General features: G+C 30.0%; 12 protein-coding genes. All 12 read left to right on the top strand.

Annotated elements, in window-relative coordinates:
* The first annotated feature begins 105 nt into the window (after positions 1-105).
* The 12 genes from QOZ84_RS12420 to QOZ84_RS12365 all read left to right on the top strand — a co-directional run bounded on the left by QOZ84_RS12420 (position 106) and on the right by QOZ84_RS12365 (position 17,191).
* Positions 106-1,443, top strand: a complete 1,338-nt coding sequence (locus QOZ84_RS12420) for an NCS2 family permease (RefSeq protein ID WP_284133285.1) — start codon at positions 106-108, stop codon at positions 1,441-1,443.
* 110 nt (positions 1,444-1,553) lie between these two features.
* The gene (locus QOZ84_RS12415) at positions 1,554-2,585 is read left to right on the top strand and encodes a BMP family lipoprotein (RefSeq protein ID WP_284133284.1); all 1,032 of its coding nucleotides are present in this window, start codon (positions 1,554-1,556) and stop codon (positions 2,583-2,585) included.
* 302 nt (positions 2,586-2,887) lie between these two features.
* Positions 2,888-4,219 (top strand): NCS2 family permease, encoded by a 1,332-nt coding sequence (locus QOZ84_RS12410; RefSeq protein WP_284133283.1) that lies wholly within the window; start codon positions 2,888-2,890, stop codon positions 4,217-4,219.
* Between the two features lie 287 nt (positions 4,220-4,506).
* Positions 4,507-6,045 (top strand): glutamate/gamma-aminobutyrate family transporter YjeM, encoded by a 1,539-nt coding sequence (gene yjeM / locus QOZ84_RS12405; RefSeq protein WP_284133282.1) that lies wholly within the window; start codon positions 4,507-4,509, stop codon positions 6,043-6,045.
* Between the two features lie 385 nt (positions 6,046-6,430).
* Positions 6,431-6,907, top strand: coding sequence for a 5-(carboxyamino)imidazole ribonucleotide mutase (gene purE, locus QOZ84_RS12400; RefSeq protein ID WP_284133281.1), 477 nt, complete (start codon positions 6,431-6,433; stop codon positions 6,905-6,907).
* Between the two features lie 5 nt (positions 6,908-6,912).
* A complete protein-coding gene (gene purC / locus QOZ84_RS12395) occupies positions 6,913-7,611 on the top strand; it encodes a phosphoribosylaminoimidazolesuccinocarboxamide synthase (RefSeq protein WP_284133280.1) in 699 nt (232 codons plus the stop codon).
* An 11-nt stretch (positions 7,612-7,622) separates the two neighbouring features.
* Entirely contained in the window at positions 7,623-8,990 is a 1,368-nt protein-coding gene (gene purF / locus QOZ84_RS12390; RefSeq protein ID WP_284133279.1) for an amidophosphoribosyltransferase, read from the top strand.
* Complete coding sequence (gene purM, locus QOZ84_RS12385; protein WP_284133278.1) at positions 8,984-10,012, top strand: phosphoribosylformylglycinamidine cyclo-ligase; 1,029 nt, start codon at positions 8,984-8,986, stop codon at positions 10,010-10,012. The genes purF and purM overlap by 7 nt, the downstream gene beginning before the upstream one ends.
* Entirely contained in the window at positions 10,006-10,599 is a 594-nt protein-coding gene (gene purN, locus QOZ84_RS12380; RefSeq protein WP_284133277.1) for a phosphoribosylglycinamide formyltransferase, read from the top strand. The genes purM and purN overlap by 7 nt, the downstream gene beginning before the upstream one ends.
* Entirely contained in the window at positions 10,592-12,124 is a 1,533-nt protein-coding gene (purH, locus tag QOZ84_RS12375) for a bifunctional phosphoribosylaminoimidazolecarboxamide formyltransferase/IMP cyclohydrolase (protein WP_284133276.1), read from the top strand. Before purN ends, purH begins: the two co-directional genes overlap by 8 nt.
* 10 nt (positions 12,125-12,134) lie before the next feature.
* Positions 12,135-13,391, top strand: coding sequence for a phosphoribosylamine--glycine ligase (gene purD, locus QOZ84_RS12370; RefSeq protein WP_284133275.1), 1,257 nt, complete (start codon positions 12,135-12,137; stop codon positions 13,389-13,391).
* 23 nt (positions 13,392-13,414) lie between these two features.
* Positions 13,415-17,191 carry a phosphoribosylformylglycinamidine synthase gene (locus QOZ84_RS12365; protein WP_284133274.1) on the top strand — a complete coding sequence of 1,259 codons (3,777 nt, stop codon included), beginning with the start codon at positions 13,415-13,417 and terminating at the stop codon, positions 17,189-17,191.
* The last annotated feature ends 39 nt before the right edge of the window (positions 17,192-17,230 follow it).

Below are 17,230 nucleotides of genomic sequence, written 5' to 3'. Positions count from 1 at the left end.
TTGAATATAGAACACTTTACAAATTACAAAAAATAAAAGGCGAATGCCTTTTATTTTTTGTAATTATATCACTAACAAAAAATTTTACTAAAGGAGGTATACAAAGTGCAAAAAAATACATCGCAGGCACAATCTAATACAAATTTATTAGAAAAAATATTTAAATTAAAAGAAAACAACACAAATGTAAAAATAGAAGCACTTGCAGGAATAACAACATTTATGACTATAGCATACATACTAGTTGTAAATCCTAATATACTTGGTGAAGCAGGAATGGATAAAGGTGCTGTTTTTACAGCAACAGCTATAGCATCAGGAATTGGTTGTTTTGTAATGGGATTACTTGCGAACTATCCTATAATATTAGCACCTAGTATGGGCATTAATGCATTTTTCACTTATACAATAGTTTTAGGAATGGGATATACTTGGCAATTCGCATTATGTGCAATGTTTATAGAAGGTATTATATTTGTCTTATTAACAGTAACAAATGTTCGTGAAAAAATAATAGAATGTATGCCTGAAGTTTTAAAACATGCTATAACTGCTGGAATTGGTCTATTTATAACGTTTATAGGTCTTGTAAATGCAGGAATAATAAAGCAAGGTGGAGCTATAATATCTTTAGGTAATATAAAATCTCCAGTTGTAGTTCTTTCTATAGTAGGATTAATGATAGCAGCTACATTATTAATTAAAAATGTAAATGGTGCATTTTTAATATCTATAATAATAACATCGGCAATAGGTATGTTGTTTGCTATAGTTCCTATGCCAAATGGAGTAATTGATTTACCGCCATCTATACAACCTGTATTTATGAAGGTATTTGAGGTTACTAAAGCTGACATATTTAGTTTAGATATGCTAATTATCGTTGTTACACTTTTATTTGTTAATATGTTTGATTCAATCGGATTTTTATTAGGCATAGCTCAAAGAGCTAATTTATTAGATGAAGAAGGAAAGATGCCAAATGTAAAAAAAGCATTATTGGCAGAATCGATCTCTACAACTACAGCTTCATTATTAGGTACATCTACTTTAGCGACAACAGTTGAAAGTGGAGCAGGAATCGCAGCTGGAGGAAGAACTGGTTTAACTGCTTGTGTTACAGGAATTTTATTCTTTATATCATTATTCTTTGCACCATTATTTGTATCAATACCAGCTCAAGCAACAGCTCCTATACTTATATTAGTAGGATTTATGATGGCAAGTTCAATACTTAGAATTGATTTTAGTGATTATACAGATGCAATACCAGCATTTTTAACATTTATAATAATGCCACTAGCATATAGTGTTGCAGATGGTATTATGTTTGGTATTATTTCTTACACTATATTAAAATTACTTTCAAACAAAAGAAAAGATGTTAAACTATCGTTAGTAATTTTAACATTAGTATTTATACTTAAATTTGCTTTATTATAATCAATTTATTTATAAATAAAATAGAAAACAAATCGATATTATGAATATAAATGAAAATATTATACAACATATAGATATGATTAAAGATCTATATGTCTTAGGAGGAAAATATGAAATTTAAAAAGATAACAGCTGTAAGTTCAGCTATAATAATGGCTTCTTTAAGCTTAGTTGGATGTGGGTCTGAAAAAACAGCAACAACTGAGAAAAGTAATAAAAGTTTAAAAATAGGTATGGTAGCAGATGTTGGAGGAATAAATGATGAATCTTTCAATCAATCTGCTTGGGAAGGTCTTCAAAAAGCTAAAAAAGATTTTGGAGTAGATGTTAAAGTAATAGAGTCAAAACAAGCATCTGAGTATATAACTAATATGGAAAGTCTTATAGATGATGGAGTAGATTTAGTTATAGGTGTTGGAAATACAATGAAGGATGATATAAAGAAAGAAGCTGAAAATTATCCAGATCAACAATTTGTATTAATCGATGAAACTTATGATGAAATACCTAAAAATGTAACACCTATATTGTTTAAAGAAAATGAAGCAGCATATTTAACTGGTCTTATAGCGGGAAAAATGACTAAGACTAATAATGTAGGATTTATAGGTGGTATGCAAAATCCTGTTATATCAAGATTTGAATATGGATATATGGCAGGAGTTAAAGAAGCAAATAAAGATGCTGAGGTTAAAACTCAATATGCAGGAACATTTGGAGATGCAGCTAAAGGGAAATCTATAGCTAATCAAATGTATGGAAATAACATAGATGTTATACTTTCAGCAGCTGGAGCAACAGGTATAGGCGCGATAGAATCAGCTAAAGAAAAAGGTAAATTCGCAATAGGTGTTGATAGAGACCAAAGTGATTTAGCACCAGATAATGTATTAACTTCAGCTTTAAAAATGGTTAATGTAGGTGTTTATGATACTGCGAAGGAATTAGTAGATGGAAAATTAACTGGTGGGGAAAATAAAGTATACGGACTTAAAGAGAATGGTGTCGGAATACCAGAATCAACAAAAAAATTAGTATCACAAGAAATATTAGATTATGTAAATGGTGTGGTAGAGAAAATTAAAAGTGGAGAAATAAAAGTACCTGCTACAAAAGAAGAATACAACACAACTCAAAAGTAAATAAATATTAAAGGCTAGAATAATTTTATTCTAGCCTTTTTTGATTTTGAAATGTAAATTAATGGTTTTTGACGTGATTTTGCATATATTACGAATATTTAAGGAATAAATACTATAATATGGAAAAAAAGTAACTAAAATACGAACTTTTATAAAAATAAAAAATAAAATGTTCTAAAATGTATTGAAAAAATATGTACAATATAATATAATAATTACAGTAAGGTTAGTTAATGTACGAATTATATTAATAAAAAAAGTATAATTAGTTTGAAAATCTTGAATATACGTAGGAGGATAAAATGCAAACTACTCAATCCATGAATAAGGGAATGTTAGAGAAAGTATTTAAACTATCGGAAAACAATACAAATGTAAAAACAGAAGTTATAGCAGGTATAACAACATTCATGACAATGGCATATATATTAGTTGTAAATGCAAACATACTTTCAGATGCAGGTATGGATAAAGGCGCAGTATTTGCAGCAACAGCAATAGCAGCATTCATAGGAAGTTGCGCTATGGGACTTTTAGCAAACTATCCAATAGCTCTAGCACCAGGTATGGGGCTTAATGCATTCTTTGCTTATACAGTAGTTTTATCAATGGGATACAGTTGGCAATTTGCACTATGTGCAGTATTAATAGAAGGAATAATATTTATATTACTTACAATAACAAACGTTAGAGAAAAGATAATAGACTGTATACCAACAGTTTTAAAACATGCAGTTACAGCGGGTATAGGATTATTTATAGCATTTATAGGATTATCAAATGCAGGTATAGTTGTTAACGGGGCTACTATACTTTCACTAGGAAACTTAAAAGATCCATTAGTTTTATTAACTATATTTGGATTATTATTAGCAGCAGTTTTATTAGCTAAAAATGTAAAAGGAGCATTCCTTATAGGAATGTTAACAATATCAGCAATAGGAATGATAGCTGGATTAGTTGAACTACCTAAAGGTATAATATCATCGGCACCATCGTTAAAGCCTATATTTTTACAAGCTTTATCAGTTCCAGTTGATCAGATATTTAGTTTAGACATGGTAGTAGTTGTATTTACTTTCTTATTTGTTGATTTATTTGATACAGTAGGATGTTTACTAGGAGTAGCATCTAAAGGAAATCTGTTAGATGAAGAAGGTAAATTACCAAAAGTTAGGCAAGCATTATTTGCAGATGCAATAGCTACTACAATAGGAGCACTTTTAGGAACATCTACAGTTACTTCATATGTCGAGAGTGCAGCAGGTATAGGTGATGGAGGAAGAACTGGATTAACAGCAGTTACAACTGGCTTCTTATTCTTATTATCATTATTCTTTGCACCAGTATTTACAGCAATACCAACACAAGCAACAGCACCAGTACTTATATTAGTAGGTGTTATGATGGCAAGTTCATTAACTAAGATAGATTTTAGCGATTTTACAAATGCAATACCAGCATTTTTAACATTTGCTATGATGCCATTAGCCTATAGTATAGCTGACGGTATAATATTTGGAATAATCTCATTTACAGTATTAAAGATAGCTACTAAAAGAACTAAGGAAGTTAATGTATCTTTAATAGTACTTTCAATATTGTTTGTGTGTAAATTTGCATTCTTAGGTTAATAAAAATACATTTAATAAAAATCACCCTTTTATACAAAAGGGTGATTTTAAATATATAAATAATAAATTATATTTACGAAATGATAGTTATTTTAAACTACATTATACATATTTTGTAAAATAGCATAAAAAACATTAATTATATAATAACATAAAAAAAATGTGTAAAAAAGTCTTTTCCTGAAAGCGTTTAAGTGTTACTATATATAAATAGTTAGTTAACTTAGTAAATATATGCTTTACTAACGGAATTATAAAAAATCAAATGAATCAAAGGGGAAATTATTATGGCTGGAAACAATAACACAGCAAAAAAATTAACATTAGTTCCATTAATACTTATGATATTTACATCAGTATTTGGTTTTGCTAATATGCCAAGAGCGTATTATTTAATGGGATATGCAGCAATACCTTGGTATATAATAAGTGCGGTTTTATTCTTTATACCTTACGCATTTATGATGGCTGAGTATGGAGCATCATTTAAAAATGAAACAGGTGGTATGTACTCTTGGATGGAAAAATCTGTAGGCGGTAAGTTTGCCTTTGTAGGTACATTCATGTGGTATGCGTCTTATGTAGTATGGATGGTAAATGTAGCGCAAACTATATGGATACCGTTCTCTAACTTTATAATGGGTGCTGATAAAACAGCTACATGGTCTTTATTTGGATTAGGATCAACTCAAACATTAGGTCTTCTAGGAATTTTATTAGTATTATTTGTAACATTTGTAGCTAGTAAAGGTGTTGAAAAGATAACTAAGATAACTTCTATAGGTGGTACAGCTATATTAGTGCTTAACTTTGTATTACTTTTTGGTGGTTTATTTGTTCTTATAGCTAATGGTGGAGATTTTGCAGAACCATTAACTAATGCAAAACAAGCATTTTTACAATCTCCAAATCCTTCATATGGAACACCAATAACAATATTATCATTCTTAGTGTTTGCGATATTTGCATTTGGTGGATTAGAAGTATTAGGTGGATTAGTTGACCAAACAGAAAATGCAGAAAAGACTTTCCCAAAAGGTCTTGGTATAGCAGCTTTAGTAATATCTATAGGATATGCAATAGGAATATTTGCATGTGGTATGTTTACTAACTGGAATGAAGTATTATCATCAGATACTGTTAATATGGCAAATGTAGCTTATGTAGTGGTTCAAAACTTAGGATTCCAAATAGGGCAAGCGTTAAATATGTCTCAAGATGCAGCTATAACAATGGGTGCATGGTTTGCTAGATTTGCTGGTTTATCAATGTTTGCTGCATTAACTGGTGCATTCTTTACATTAGCATATTCTCCACTTAAAACATTAATACAAGGTTCTCCAAAAGAAGTTTGGCCAGGAAAAATGGGAGAAATAAAAAATGGAATGCCTTTAAATGCTATGAAAGTGCAAGCTGTAATAGTTTCACTTATGATAGGAGGAATAGCACTTGGTGGTGATAACGCAAAGGAATTCTTTAAATTATTAGTTCTTATGACTAATGTTGCTATGACAATACCATATATGTTCTTATCAGCAGCGTTCCCTATATTTAAGAAAAAACAATTAGCAGGGAAATTAGAAACACCATTTATGGTATATAAATCTCAAAAACTATCTACTATTGTAGCTATAATAGTTACTTTATTTATAGGATTTGCAAATGTATTTACTATAATAGAGCCAGCTTTAAATGGAGATGTGCCTCAAACTATAAAACTAGCGGCAGGACCAATTGTATTCGGTTCAATAGCTTTAATATTATACACAATATATGAAAACAAATATGTAAATAAAAAAGATACAAAACAAAACATTGGTGCATAAGAATATTAAGTATTCACCATTTATATAAAGAAAGAACCATTTTTATGAAAATAAAAATGGTTCTTTTTTATTCCTAGTTATGAATATGGCACTAGATATAGCTTAGAATTATAATATTAAAAATACTAAAAAAGATTAAAAAATAAACATTAAATTAAAAATAACTATTTTTGTTCGTGTAAAAGTAGTTATTTTTTTTATTTGCTTTAAAAAAGAAACTTTTTTAGGCATAATTTAATATTGTTTTAATTTATTTTAATGAATAAATTAAAATTGTACTTGTAAAAATACGTATATTAATATACAATTTAATTATAAAGTTCGTAAATATAAAAAAATAAAAATAATTTTAAAATTTAAATATATGAAAATAAGGAGGCAAAATATGAAAATTGCAGTAATTATGGGATCTAAGTCAGATTATCCTAAACTAGAGTCAGGAATAGAACTTTTAGAAACGTTCGGAATTGAAGTCGTAGCTAGAGCATTATCGGCACACAGAACACCAAATCAATTAAGTGCTTTTATAAAAGAAATAGAACAAGACACAGATGTAATAATAGCAGCAGCAGGAAAAGCCGCACATTTACCAGGTGTTATAGCAGCGCAAACATTAATACCAGTAGTAGGGTTACCTATAAAATCATCAACATTAGATGGATTAGATTCACTTCTTTCAATAGTTCAAATGCCACCAGGCATACCAGTAGCAACTGTAACAATAGATTCGGGACTAAATGCAGCACTAATGGCAAGTCAAATAATGAGTATTAAATATCCAAAAATAAAAGAACATTTAATAGCGTACAGAAAAGAAATGGAAGAAAAAGTAATAGAAGATGATAAAAACTTAAGGGGGTAATAATTATGTTACTATATGAAGGAAAAGCTAAGCAAGTATATTCTACAGAGAAAGAAAACGAGTATATCGTATATTTTAAAGACGATGCAACAGCGTTTAATGGAGAAAAGAAAGCACAAATATCTTCAAAAGGTATATTAAATAATAAAATATCTACAATAATGTTTGAAATGTTACACGAAAAACAAATAAAAACACATTTCATAAAAAGCTTATCAGAAAGAAAGATGCTAGTTAAAAAAGTTGAGATATTACCACTAGAAGTAATAGTGAGAAACATAACAGCGGGGTCATTTTGTAAAAGAGTAGGAATAGAAGAAGGTATAGTTTTAGATGAACCTATATTTGAAATCTGTTACAAAAATGATGATTACGGAGATCCAATGTTAAATGATGACCATGCAGTAGCTATGAAATTAGCAAATAGAGATGAATTACAATTCTTAAGAAATGAAACCCTAAAAATAAATGATTTAATGAAAGAATTTTTCCTAAAAATGAATTTAAAGTTAGTAGATTTTAAATTAGAATTTGGAAAAGATAGCAAAGGAAATATAATCTTAGCAGATGAAATATCTCCAGACACTTGTAGACTTTGGGACGTTGATACTAATGAAAAGCTAGATAAAGATAGATTTAGAAGGAATTTAGGAGATCTTGTAGCAGGATACGAAGAAGTTCTTGCTAGAATGAATAATAAGTAAGGGGGATTTTTATGTGCGGGATTGTAGGCATTTATTCAGATAAAGATATGTCAAAAGAATTATATTACTCTTTATACTCTATACAACATAGAGGTCAAGAAAGTTGCGGAATGGCTATATCAGATGGTGAAAACATAAACTACAAAAAAGATATGGGCTTAGTTGGAGACGTATTTAAAGAAAATGAATTATCATCTTTAAAAGGAAATATGGGAATCGGGCATGTTAGATACTCTACGGCTGGAGGAAGTCACTTAGCTAATTGCCAACCTTTGGTAGGAAGATGTAGAAAAAGAAAATTAGCCCTAGCTCATAATGGGAACTTAGTAAATGCAAATTACTTAAGAGATATGCTAGAAGAAGACGGATATATGTTTCAAGCAAATTCTGACACAGAAGTGATTTTATATATATTAGCTAGATATTACAAAGGTGATATCGTAGAAAGCTTAAAAATAACTATGGACTATATAAAAGGAGCATATTCTCTTGTAATAATGGGAGAAGATGAATTGGTTGCGGTTAGAGACCCTAATGGATTTAGACCTTTAATATTAGGTAAAAAAGGAAACGAGTATATTGTAGCTTCAGAAACTTGTGCAATAGATATACTTGGTGGAGAAGTTATAAGAGATGTAGAACCAGGAGAAATAATAGTTATAAAAGATGGAGAAATGAAATCTTATTTATACTCTGAAAACTACAAATCAGTTAAAAGAAGTTGTATATTTGAACATATTTACTTTGCTAGAAATGATGCAACAATAGATAATGTTAATGCATATGACTTTAGAGTTAAATGTGGAGAAATGTTGGCTAAAAATGATGACACTAAAGCAGATATAGTAGTTCCAGTTCCAGATTCGGGGTGGGCAGGAGCAATCGGATATGCTAATTTAGCAAATATACCAATTAGAGAAGGTCTTGTAAAAAACAGATACGTAGGAAGAACATTTATAAAACCAACACAAGAAGAAAGAGAAATTGGAGTTAAAATTAAATTAAATCCTCTATCAAGTGTAGTAAAAGGAAAAAGTATTGTTTTAGTAGATGATTCAATAGTTAGAGGAACTACTTCAAAACTAATAATAAAATCTTTAAGAGATGCAGGAGCGGGTGAAATTCATCTTAGAATAACATCACCTCCAGTAAAATATTCTTGCTACTATGGAATAGATACGCCACGTCGATCTAATTTAATAGCTTCAGAGAACAGCGTAGAAGAAATTAGAGAATATATAGGTTGTGACAGTTTAGAGTTTTTAGATATAGAGGCAATGATAGAAGCTACAGAAAATAAAGCTACTTTCTGTAAAGCTTGTTTTGACGGAGATTATCCAGTTAAGAAAATTGATAAGGAGGAACCACTTTCATGTTAACATACAAACAATCAGGTGTAGATATAGACGAGGGAAACAGAGCGGTAGATCTTATAAAAGGAAAAATAAAGTCTACTTACGATAACAACGTAATAGGAGATTTAGGAAACTTTAGTGGTTTATATAGCTTAAAGGATTTTGTAGGTATGCAAGAACCAGTTTTACTTTCATCTACTGATGGAGTTGGTACAAAATTAAAACTAGCTCAGATGATGGATAAACACGATACAGTAGGAATAGATTTAGTGGCAATGTGTGTAAATGATTTAATATGCCAAGGAGCTAAGCCTTTATTCTTCTTAGATTATATAGCGACAGGAAAGTTAGTTGCAGAGCAAGTAGAACAAATCGTTGGTGGCATAGCTGATGGATGTAAAATGGCAGGATGTGCATTAATAGGCGGAGAAACTGCTGAAATGCCAGGAATGTACAGTGATGATGAATATGATTTAGCAGGTTTCTCAGTTGGGATAGCAGATAGAGAAAAAATAGTTTCTGGAAAAAATGTTAAAAGTGGAGATACATTAATAGGCATTCAATCAAGTGGGATACACAGTAATGGATTCTCATTTATAAGAAAAATATTCTTAGATACTTATGATTATAAATTAGACCAATATATAGATGAACTTAAAATGACTTTAGGAGAAGCACTTTTAACTCCTACAAAAATATATATAAAATTAGTTTTAGATGTAATTAAGAATCATGAAATAAAAGCAATAGCTCATATAACTGGTGGTGGTGTTATAGAAAATATAAGTAGAGTTATACCAAAAGGTTTAGGAATAGATATAAAGAAAGATTCTTGGGAAAAACCAGCTATATTTAAAATGATAGAAAACTTCAACTCAATAGATGAAAGAGAACTTCATAAGAGTTTTAACATGGGAGTTGGATTAGTTTTAATAGTAGACAAAGAAAAAGCTCAAGATGTTGTTGATTATATAAATACTACTGATGAAAATGCTTATATCATAGGTGAAGTGGTAGACAATCATGATGGAGTAAATTTATGCTAAACATTGGAGTTTTAGTATCTGGTGGGGGGACAAATTTACAAACTATCATAGATGAAACTAAACTTGGTAAAATTCAAGGCACTATTAAAGTAGTAATTTCAAATAAAGAAAAAGCGTATGGACTGCAAAGAGCAATAGATAATGATATAAAAGCTGTTTATGAAACTGATGAAGACAATATAATAGAAATTCTTAAAGAAAACAATATAGATGTAGTAGTACTTGCAGGTTATTTAAAAATAATAAGTCCTAAATTTGTAAATGAATTTAAAAACAAAATAATAAATATTCATCCATCATTGATACCTTCGTTTTGTGGAGAAGGGTATTATGGTCAAAAGGTACATCAAGGAGTTCTTGATTATGGAGCGAAGATAACTGGAGCAACTGTACATTTTGTAGATGAGGGAGCAGATACAGGACCTATAATAATGCAAGAATGTGTATATGTTGATAATAATGATGATGTAGAATCATTATCAAAAAAAGTATTAGAAGTAGAACATAGAATTTTAAAGAAAAGTATAAAACTATTTTGTGAAAATAAATTAAGTATTCTTGGTAGGAGGGTTTTTATAAATGAGTAAAAGAGCATTGATAAGTGTTACAGATAAAAGTGGAGTGGTAGAGTTTGCTAGAGAATTAAACAATCTAGGGTATGAAGTTATATCTACAGGAAATACATTTAAGACACTAAAAGAAAATGGGATAGATGCAATAACTATTGATGAGGTTACAAAATTCCCAGAAATGCTAGACGGAAGAGTTAAGACATTAAACCCATACATACATGGAGGAATACTTTACAAAAGAGATGACAAATCTCATGTTGATACTGTAAATGAATATAAAATTGGTTCGATAGATTTAGTAGTAGTTAATTTATATGACTTTGAAGGAACTTTAAAAAGTGGGAAAGCTCACGAAATAATGATAGAAAACATAGACATCGGTGGACCATCAATGATACGTTCTGCAGCTAAAAACTATAAAGATGTATCTGTTATAGTAGATATAGCTGATTATGATATGATAATAGAAAAATTAAAAACTAATACATTAACATTAGAAGATAGAAAAAATCTAGCGTATAAAGCTTTTTCAACTACAGCGAGATACGACTCACTTATATCTACTTACTTTGCAGGTGAAGTAGGAGATAATTATCCAGACATACTTAATTTAACTTTCCAAAAAGAACAAACTTTAAGATATGGAGAAAATCCACATCAAAATGGAATTTTATATAGCCAACCAAATGCTAAAAACCCAATATTAAATTACGAACAATTAAATGGAAAAGAACTTTCTTTCAACAACTTAAATGATTTACACGGATGTTTAGAAGTAATGAGAGAATTCAAAGATAGCAAAGAAGTAGTTTCAGTAGCTATAAAACACACTAATCCATGTGGTGTTGGATTAGGAAAAGATACTTTTGAAGCATACAGCAAATGTTATGAAGCTGATAAAGTTTCAATATTTGGTGGAATAGTAGGTATAACATCTACAGTAGATGAAGAAACTGCAAAAATGATGAGTGAAATATTCTTAGAAATAGTAGTAGCTTATGATTATACACAAGAAGCATTAGAAATATTAAAGAAAAAGAAAAACTTAAGAGTATTAAAACTTGCTAAGATAGAAAAAAGCTTACAACCATATGATATGAAATATATTGATGGAAAATTATTAGTTCAAGATAAAAACAATTCATTAGTAGAGAAATGTGAAGTAGTAACTAAGGTTAGACCTAGTGAAGAGCAACTTAAAGATATGGAATTTGGTATGAAGGTAGTTAAAAATATGAAATCAAATGCTATAGCAATAGTTAAAGATGGTAAAACATTAGCATTAGGTTGTGGTCAAACTTCAAGAATTTGGGCATTAAAAAACGCTTTAGAAAATAATAAAGATAAAGATTTCAAAGGATCAGTATTAGCATCAGATGCATTCTTCCCATTCAGTGACTGTATAGAATTAGCACATGAATATAAAATAGAGGCAGTAGTTCAACCAGGTGGTTCTATAAATGATAAAGATTCAATAGAAGCTTGTGATAAATCTGAAATGTCTATGGTGGTTACAGGTATAAGACACTTCAAACACTAGGAGGCAAATTATGAAAATATTGATTATAGGTGGAGGTGGCAGAGAACATGCCATCGCTTGGAAATTAAATAACGAAATTAATGTGAAAAAAATATACTGTGCTCCAGGAAATGTGGGAATTTCACAAATAGCAGAGTGTTTAAATATAAATGATAGCGACATAGAAAAATTACTACAATTTGCAAAAAAAGAAAATATAGACTTAACTATAGTGGGACCAGAGGTTCCACTTGTTAAGGGAATTGTAGATGAATTTGAAAAACATGGTCTTAAAATATTTGGACCAAATAAAGAATGTTCAAAGTTAGAAGGAAGTAAGGCTTATTGTAAAGAGTTTATGATAAGACATGATATACCAACAGCTAAATACAAAGAATATACAAATCTAGATATTGCAATAAGTGAAATAGATAGTTTTGGATACCCGCTAGTAATAAAAGCGGATGGATTAGCAGCTGGGAAAGGTGTAGTAATACCTCAAAATAGGGAAGAAGCTATATCTACATTAAAAGAAATGATGAGCGATAAAAAATTTGGAAGCGCTGGAGATAAAATAGTTATAGAAGAATTTTTAGTTGGAGTAGAAACTTCTATATTAGCATTTGTAGATAATGACACAATAATTCCTATGGTAAGTGCAAAAGACCATAAAAAAGTATACAACAATGAACAAGGTCCAAATACAGGAGGAATGGGAACTTTCTCTCCTAGTGAAGTATATACAGATGAGTTAGCTAAAGAAATAGAACAAACTGTATTAGCTAAGACCTTAGAAGGTTTCAAAGAAGATAAATTAAATTATAAAGGTATATTGTTTGTAGGACTTATGATAACTGAATATGGACCAAAAGTACTTGAGTACAATGTAAGATTTGGAGATCCTGAAACTCAATCAGTTTTATTTAGATTAGAAACTGATTTATATAAAATAATAGAAGCTATATTAGAAAATAGATTAAAAGACATAGAAATAAAATACAAAAAAGAAGAAGCTGTTTGCGTAATGCTTACATCTGGAGGATATCCAGAAGATTACGAAAAAGGAAAAGTAATTAGTGGACTTGAAAACTTAGATAAAGATATAGTAGTATTTCACAGCGCAACTAAAGCATTGGAAAACAACCTAGTAACTAATGGTGGAAGAGTCTTAGGAATTAGTGCAAAAGGTGATAATGTAGAGGATGCAGCTAAAAAAGTATATGAAAATATTAAAAAGATAAACTTTGAAGGAATGCATTATAGAACTGATATCAAAATTGGAAACTAAATTTTCTAAAAGGGAGACAAAAAATGCTAAATACTATAAATTCAGAGTCACGTGTAAAAAGAATATTAGTAGAAAAAAGACAAGGATTTGATCTTGAAGCTACAGCTTTAAAAAAAGATTTAATAGACAGCTTACACATAAATAATATAGAAGAGATAAGAATTTTAAATAGATATGATATAGAGGGAATCGAAGAAGATGTATATAACAATGCATGTAGAACAATATTCTCAGAACCTAATTTAGATGTCGTTTATCATGAAACATTACCTGTTTCAGATAGTAATGAAACTAAAGAAAGAATATTTGCCATAGAGTACTTACCTGGTCAATATGACCAAAGAGGAGACTGGGCATGTCAATGTATTCAAATAGTAAATCAAGGCATAAGGCCTATAATAAATACAGCAAAGGTTTATATATTAAGTGGAAATATAAGTGATGAAAGCTTTGAACAAATAAAAAAATACTGTATAAATCCAGTTGATAGCAAAGAAGCTTCTTTAGAAAAGCCAGAAACTTTAAAAATGGCAACTGAAATACCAACTACAGTAAAAACATTAGATGGATTTATAGACTTAAGTATAGATGAGATGAAAGAGTTTTTAAGTAATGAAGGACTAGCTATGACATTAGGTGACTTAGAGCATGTTCAAGGTTATTTTAAAAATACTGAAAAAAGAAACCCAACTATAACAGAAATAAAAGTTTTAGATACTTACTGGTCAGATCATTGTAGACATACTACTTTTATGACAGCTATAGAAGATGTAAAAATAGAAGAAGGAAAGTATACTGATATAATTAAAGATACATATAATATGTATTTAAATTCAAGAAGTAAGGTATATGTAGATAAACAAAAAGATATATGCTTAATGGATATAGCAACTATAGCTATGAAAGAATTAAGAAAAGATGGAAAATTAGAAGACTTAGACGTAAGTGAAGAAATAAATGCATGTAGTATAAATGTAGATGTTGAAATAGATGGAAAAAAAGTAGAATACTTAGTAATGTTTAAAAATGAAACACATAATCATCCAACTGAGATAGAGCCATTTGGAGGCGCAGCTACTTGTTTAGGTGGAGCTATAAGAGATCCACTATCAGGAAGAAGCTATGTATATCAAGCAATGCGTGTTACAGGAAGTGCAGACCCTAGAACTACATTAGAAGACACACTACCTGGTAAGCTTATGCAAAGAAAGATAACTCGTGATGCAGCTAATGGATACAGTTCATATGGAAATCAAATTGGATTAACAACAGGTCAAGTTGCAGAAGTTTATGATGAAGACTTTGTTGCCAAAAGAATGGAAATAGGAGCAGTTATAGGAGCAGCACCAAAGGAAAATGTAGTTAGGGAAGTTCCAAAAGAAGGTGACATAGTAGTTCTTCTTGGAGGAAAAACAGGAAGAGATGGATGTGGAGGAGCAACTGGTTCTTCAAAAGAACATAGTGAAAAATCTTTACTTACTTGTAGTGCTGAAGTACAAAAAGGAGATGCCCCTAACGAAAGAAAAATTCAAAGATTCTTTAGAGAAAAGCAAGTAGCGGGGATGATAAAAAGATGTAATGATTTTGGAGCTGGTGGAGTTTGTGTTGCTATAGGTGAAGTTGCAGATAGTTTAGATATAAACTTAGATTTAGTACCTAAGAAATATGATGGACTTGATGGAACTGAGATTGCAATATCAGAATCACAAGAACGTATGGCAGTAGTTATAGAATCACACAACAAAGATAAATTTATAGACTTAGCAAGAGAAGAAAACTTAGAAGCAACTCATGTAGCAACAGTAACGGACACTGGATATATGAGAATGTTTTGGAATGACAAAGCTATAGGTAACTTACAAAGAGAATTTATAGAAACTAGTGGTGTTAAACAAACTACTAAAATTCATGTAGATAAAGTTGAAGAAAAAGCATGTGAAGTAGAATCTGATATTAATATAAAAGATAAATTTATAAATATGTTATCTGACTTAAATGTATGTTCACAAAAAGGATTAGTAGAAAAATTTGATAATACAATAGGTGCTAGTACTGTACTTATGCCATTTGGTGGTAAATATCAAGCAACAGCAACTCAAGGTATGGTAGCTAAAATACCTGTACTTGGTGGAGAAACTAATACTTCTACAATAATGACTTATGGATATAATCCTAAGATAGGAAAGTGGAGTCCATTCCACGGTGCATTATATGCAGTAGTAGAATCTGTGTGTAAAGCTGTGGCAATTGGGGGTAACTTTAGTAATATAAGACTTACATTACAAGAGTATTTTGAAAAGCTTGGGGATAACCCAACTAAATGGGGTAAACCATTTGCAGCTCTTTTAGGTGCATATTACGCTCAAAATAAATTAGAAATACCTGCAATAGGTGGTAAAGATAGTATGTCTGGAACATTTAAGGATATAGATGTACCACCAACATTAGTATCATTCGCTGTGGATACTGTGGATGCAAAATATGTAATTTCACCAGAGTTTAAAAATACTAATTCAACAGTTGTTATGTTATGCACAGACAGATTAGAAAATGATGTTCTAGACTTTGATATATTAAAGAAAAACCTAGATAAAGTTACTAAACTTATACACAATAAGCAAGTGTTATCAACATATGCACTAGGATTTGGTGGAGTATGTGAAGCTATAAGCAAGATGGCATTTGGTAATAAAATAGGATTTGAATTTAATAATGTAGAATGTGATTTATTTAAAGCTAATTATGGGAATATAGTAATGGAATTAGATAATAATGATTTAAGCATATTAGATGGATATAATTATATAGTGCTTGGAAAGACAACAGAAAAGCAAAGTATAGTAGTAGAAAATGAAGAAATAGCTTTAGAGCAATTATACAAAGCTCATTGTGAAACTTTAGAATCAGTATTCCCAACAAAAGCTAATGAAATTAAAGATAAAATAGAAACTATAAACTTTATAGCTCAAGGAGAAACTAAAAAATCTTCTATAAGCATAGCTAAGCCAAGAGTATTCGTACCAGCATTCCCAGGTACAAACTGTGAATATGATTGTGCAAATGCATTTAAAAAAGCTGGTGCTCAGGCTAATATAAAAGTATTTAAAAACTTAACATATAAAGATATAGAAGACTCTATAGATAGCATAGTAAAAGAGATACAAAAGTCTCAAATAATAATGTTACCAGGTGGATTTAGTGCAGGAGATGAGCCAGATGGTTCGGCTAAGTTTATTGCTACTGTATTTAGAAATCCAAAGGTAGCAGAGGCTGTACAAGAATTTTTAACTAAGCAAGATGGATTGATGCTAGGTATTTGTAATGGATTCCAAGCTCTTATAAAACTTGGATTAGTTCCATACGGTGAGATAAGGGATACAGATGAAAATGCACCAACTCTTACTTACAATAATATAGGAAGACATCAATCTAAAATTATAAAAACAAGAATAGCATCAAATAAATCTCCTTGGTTAGCTGGTACACAAGTAGGAGACACTCATAGTATAGCTATATCTCATGGAGAAGGTAAATTTGTTGCTAACAAAGAAGTTATTAAACAGTTAATCGAAAACGGCCAAATAGCTACTCAATATGTAGATTTTGATAATAATCCTACTTATGATATAGAGTTTAACCCTAATGGTTCATATTATGGAGTTGAAGGTATAACAAGTATAGATGGTAGAATATTTGGTAAGATGGGTCACTCTGAAAGAGTTGGAGAACATGTTATAAAAAATATTTTAGGTGAAAAAGATCAAAAGATATTTGAAAGCGGAATTAATTATTTTAGATAATATTAAAAGTTTATAATAATAGTGAATTGATAATATCAA

This window comes from Romboutsia sedimentorum (assembly GCF_030131845.1).
GTDB classification, from domain to species: Bacteria; Bacillota; Clostridia; order Peptostreptococcales; family Peptostreptococcaceae; genus Romboutsia_D; species Romboutsia_D sedimentorum.
Note: the sequence above shows the minus strand (reverse complement) of the source record. Positions and strands in the feature narration are given on the sequence as shown.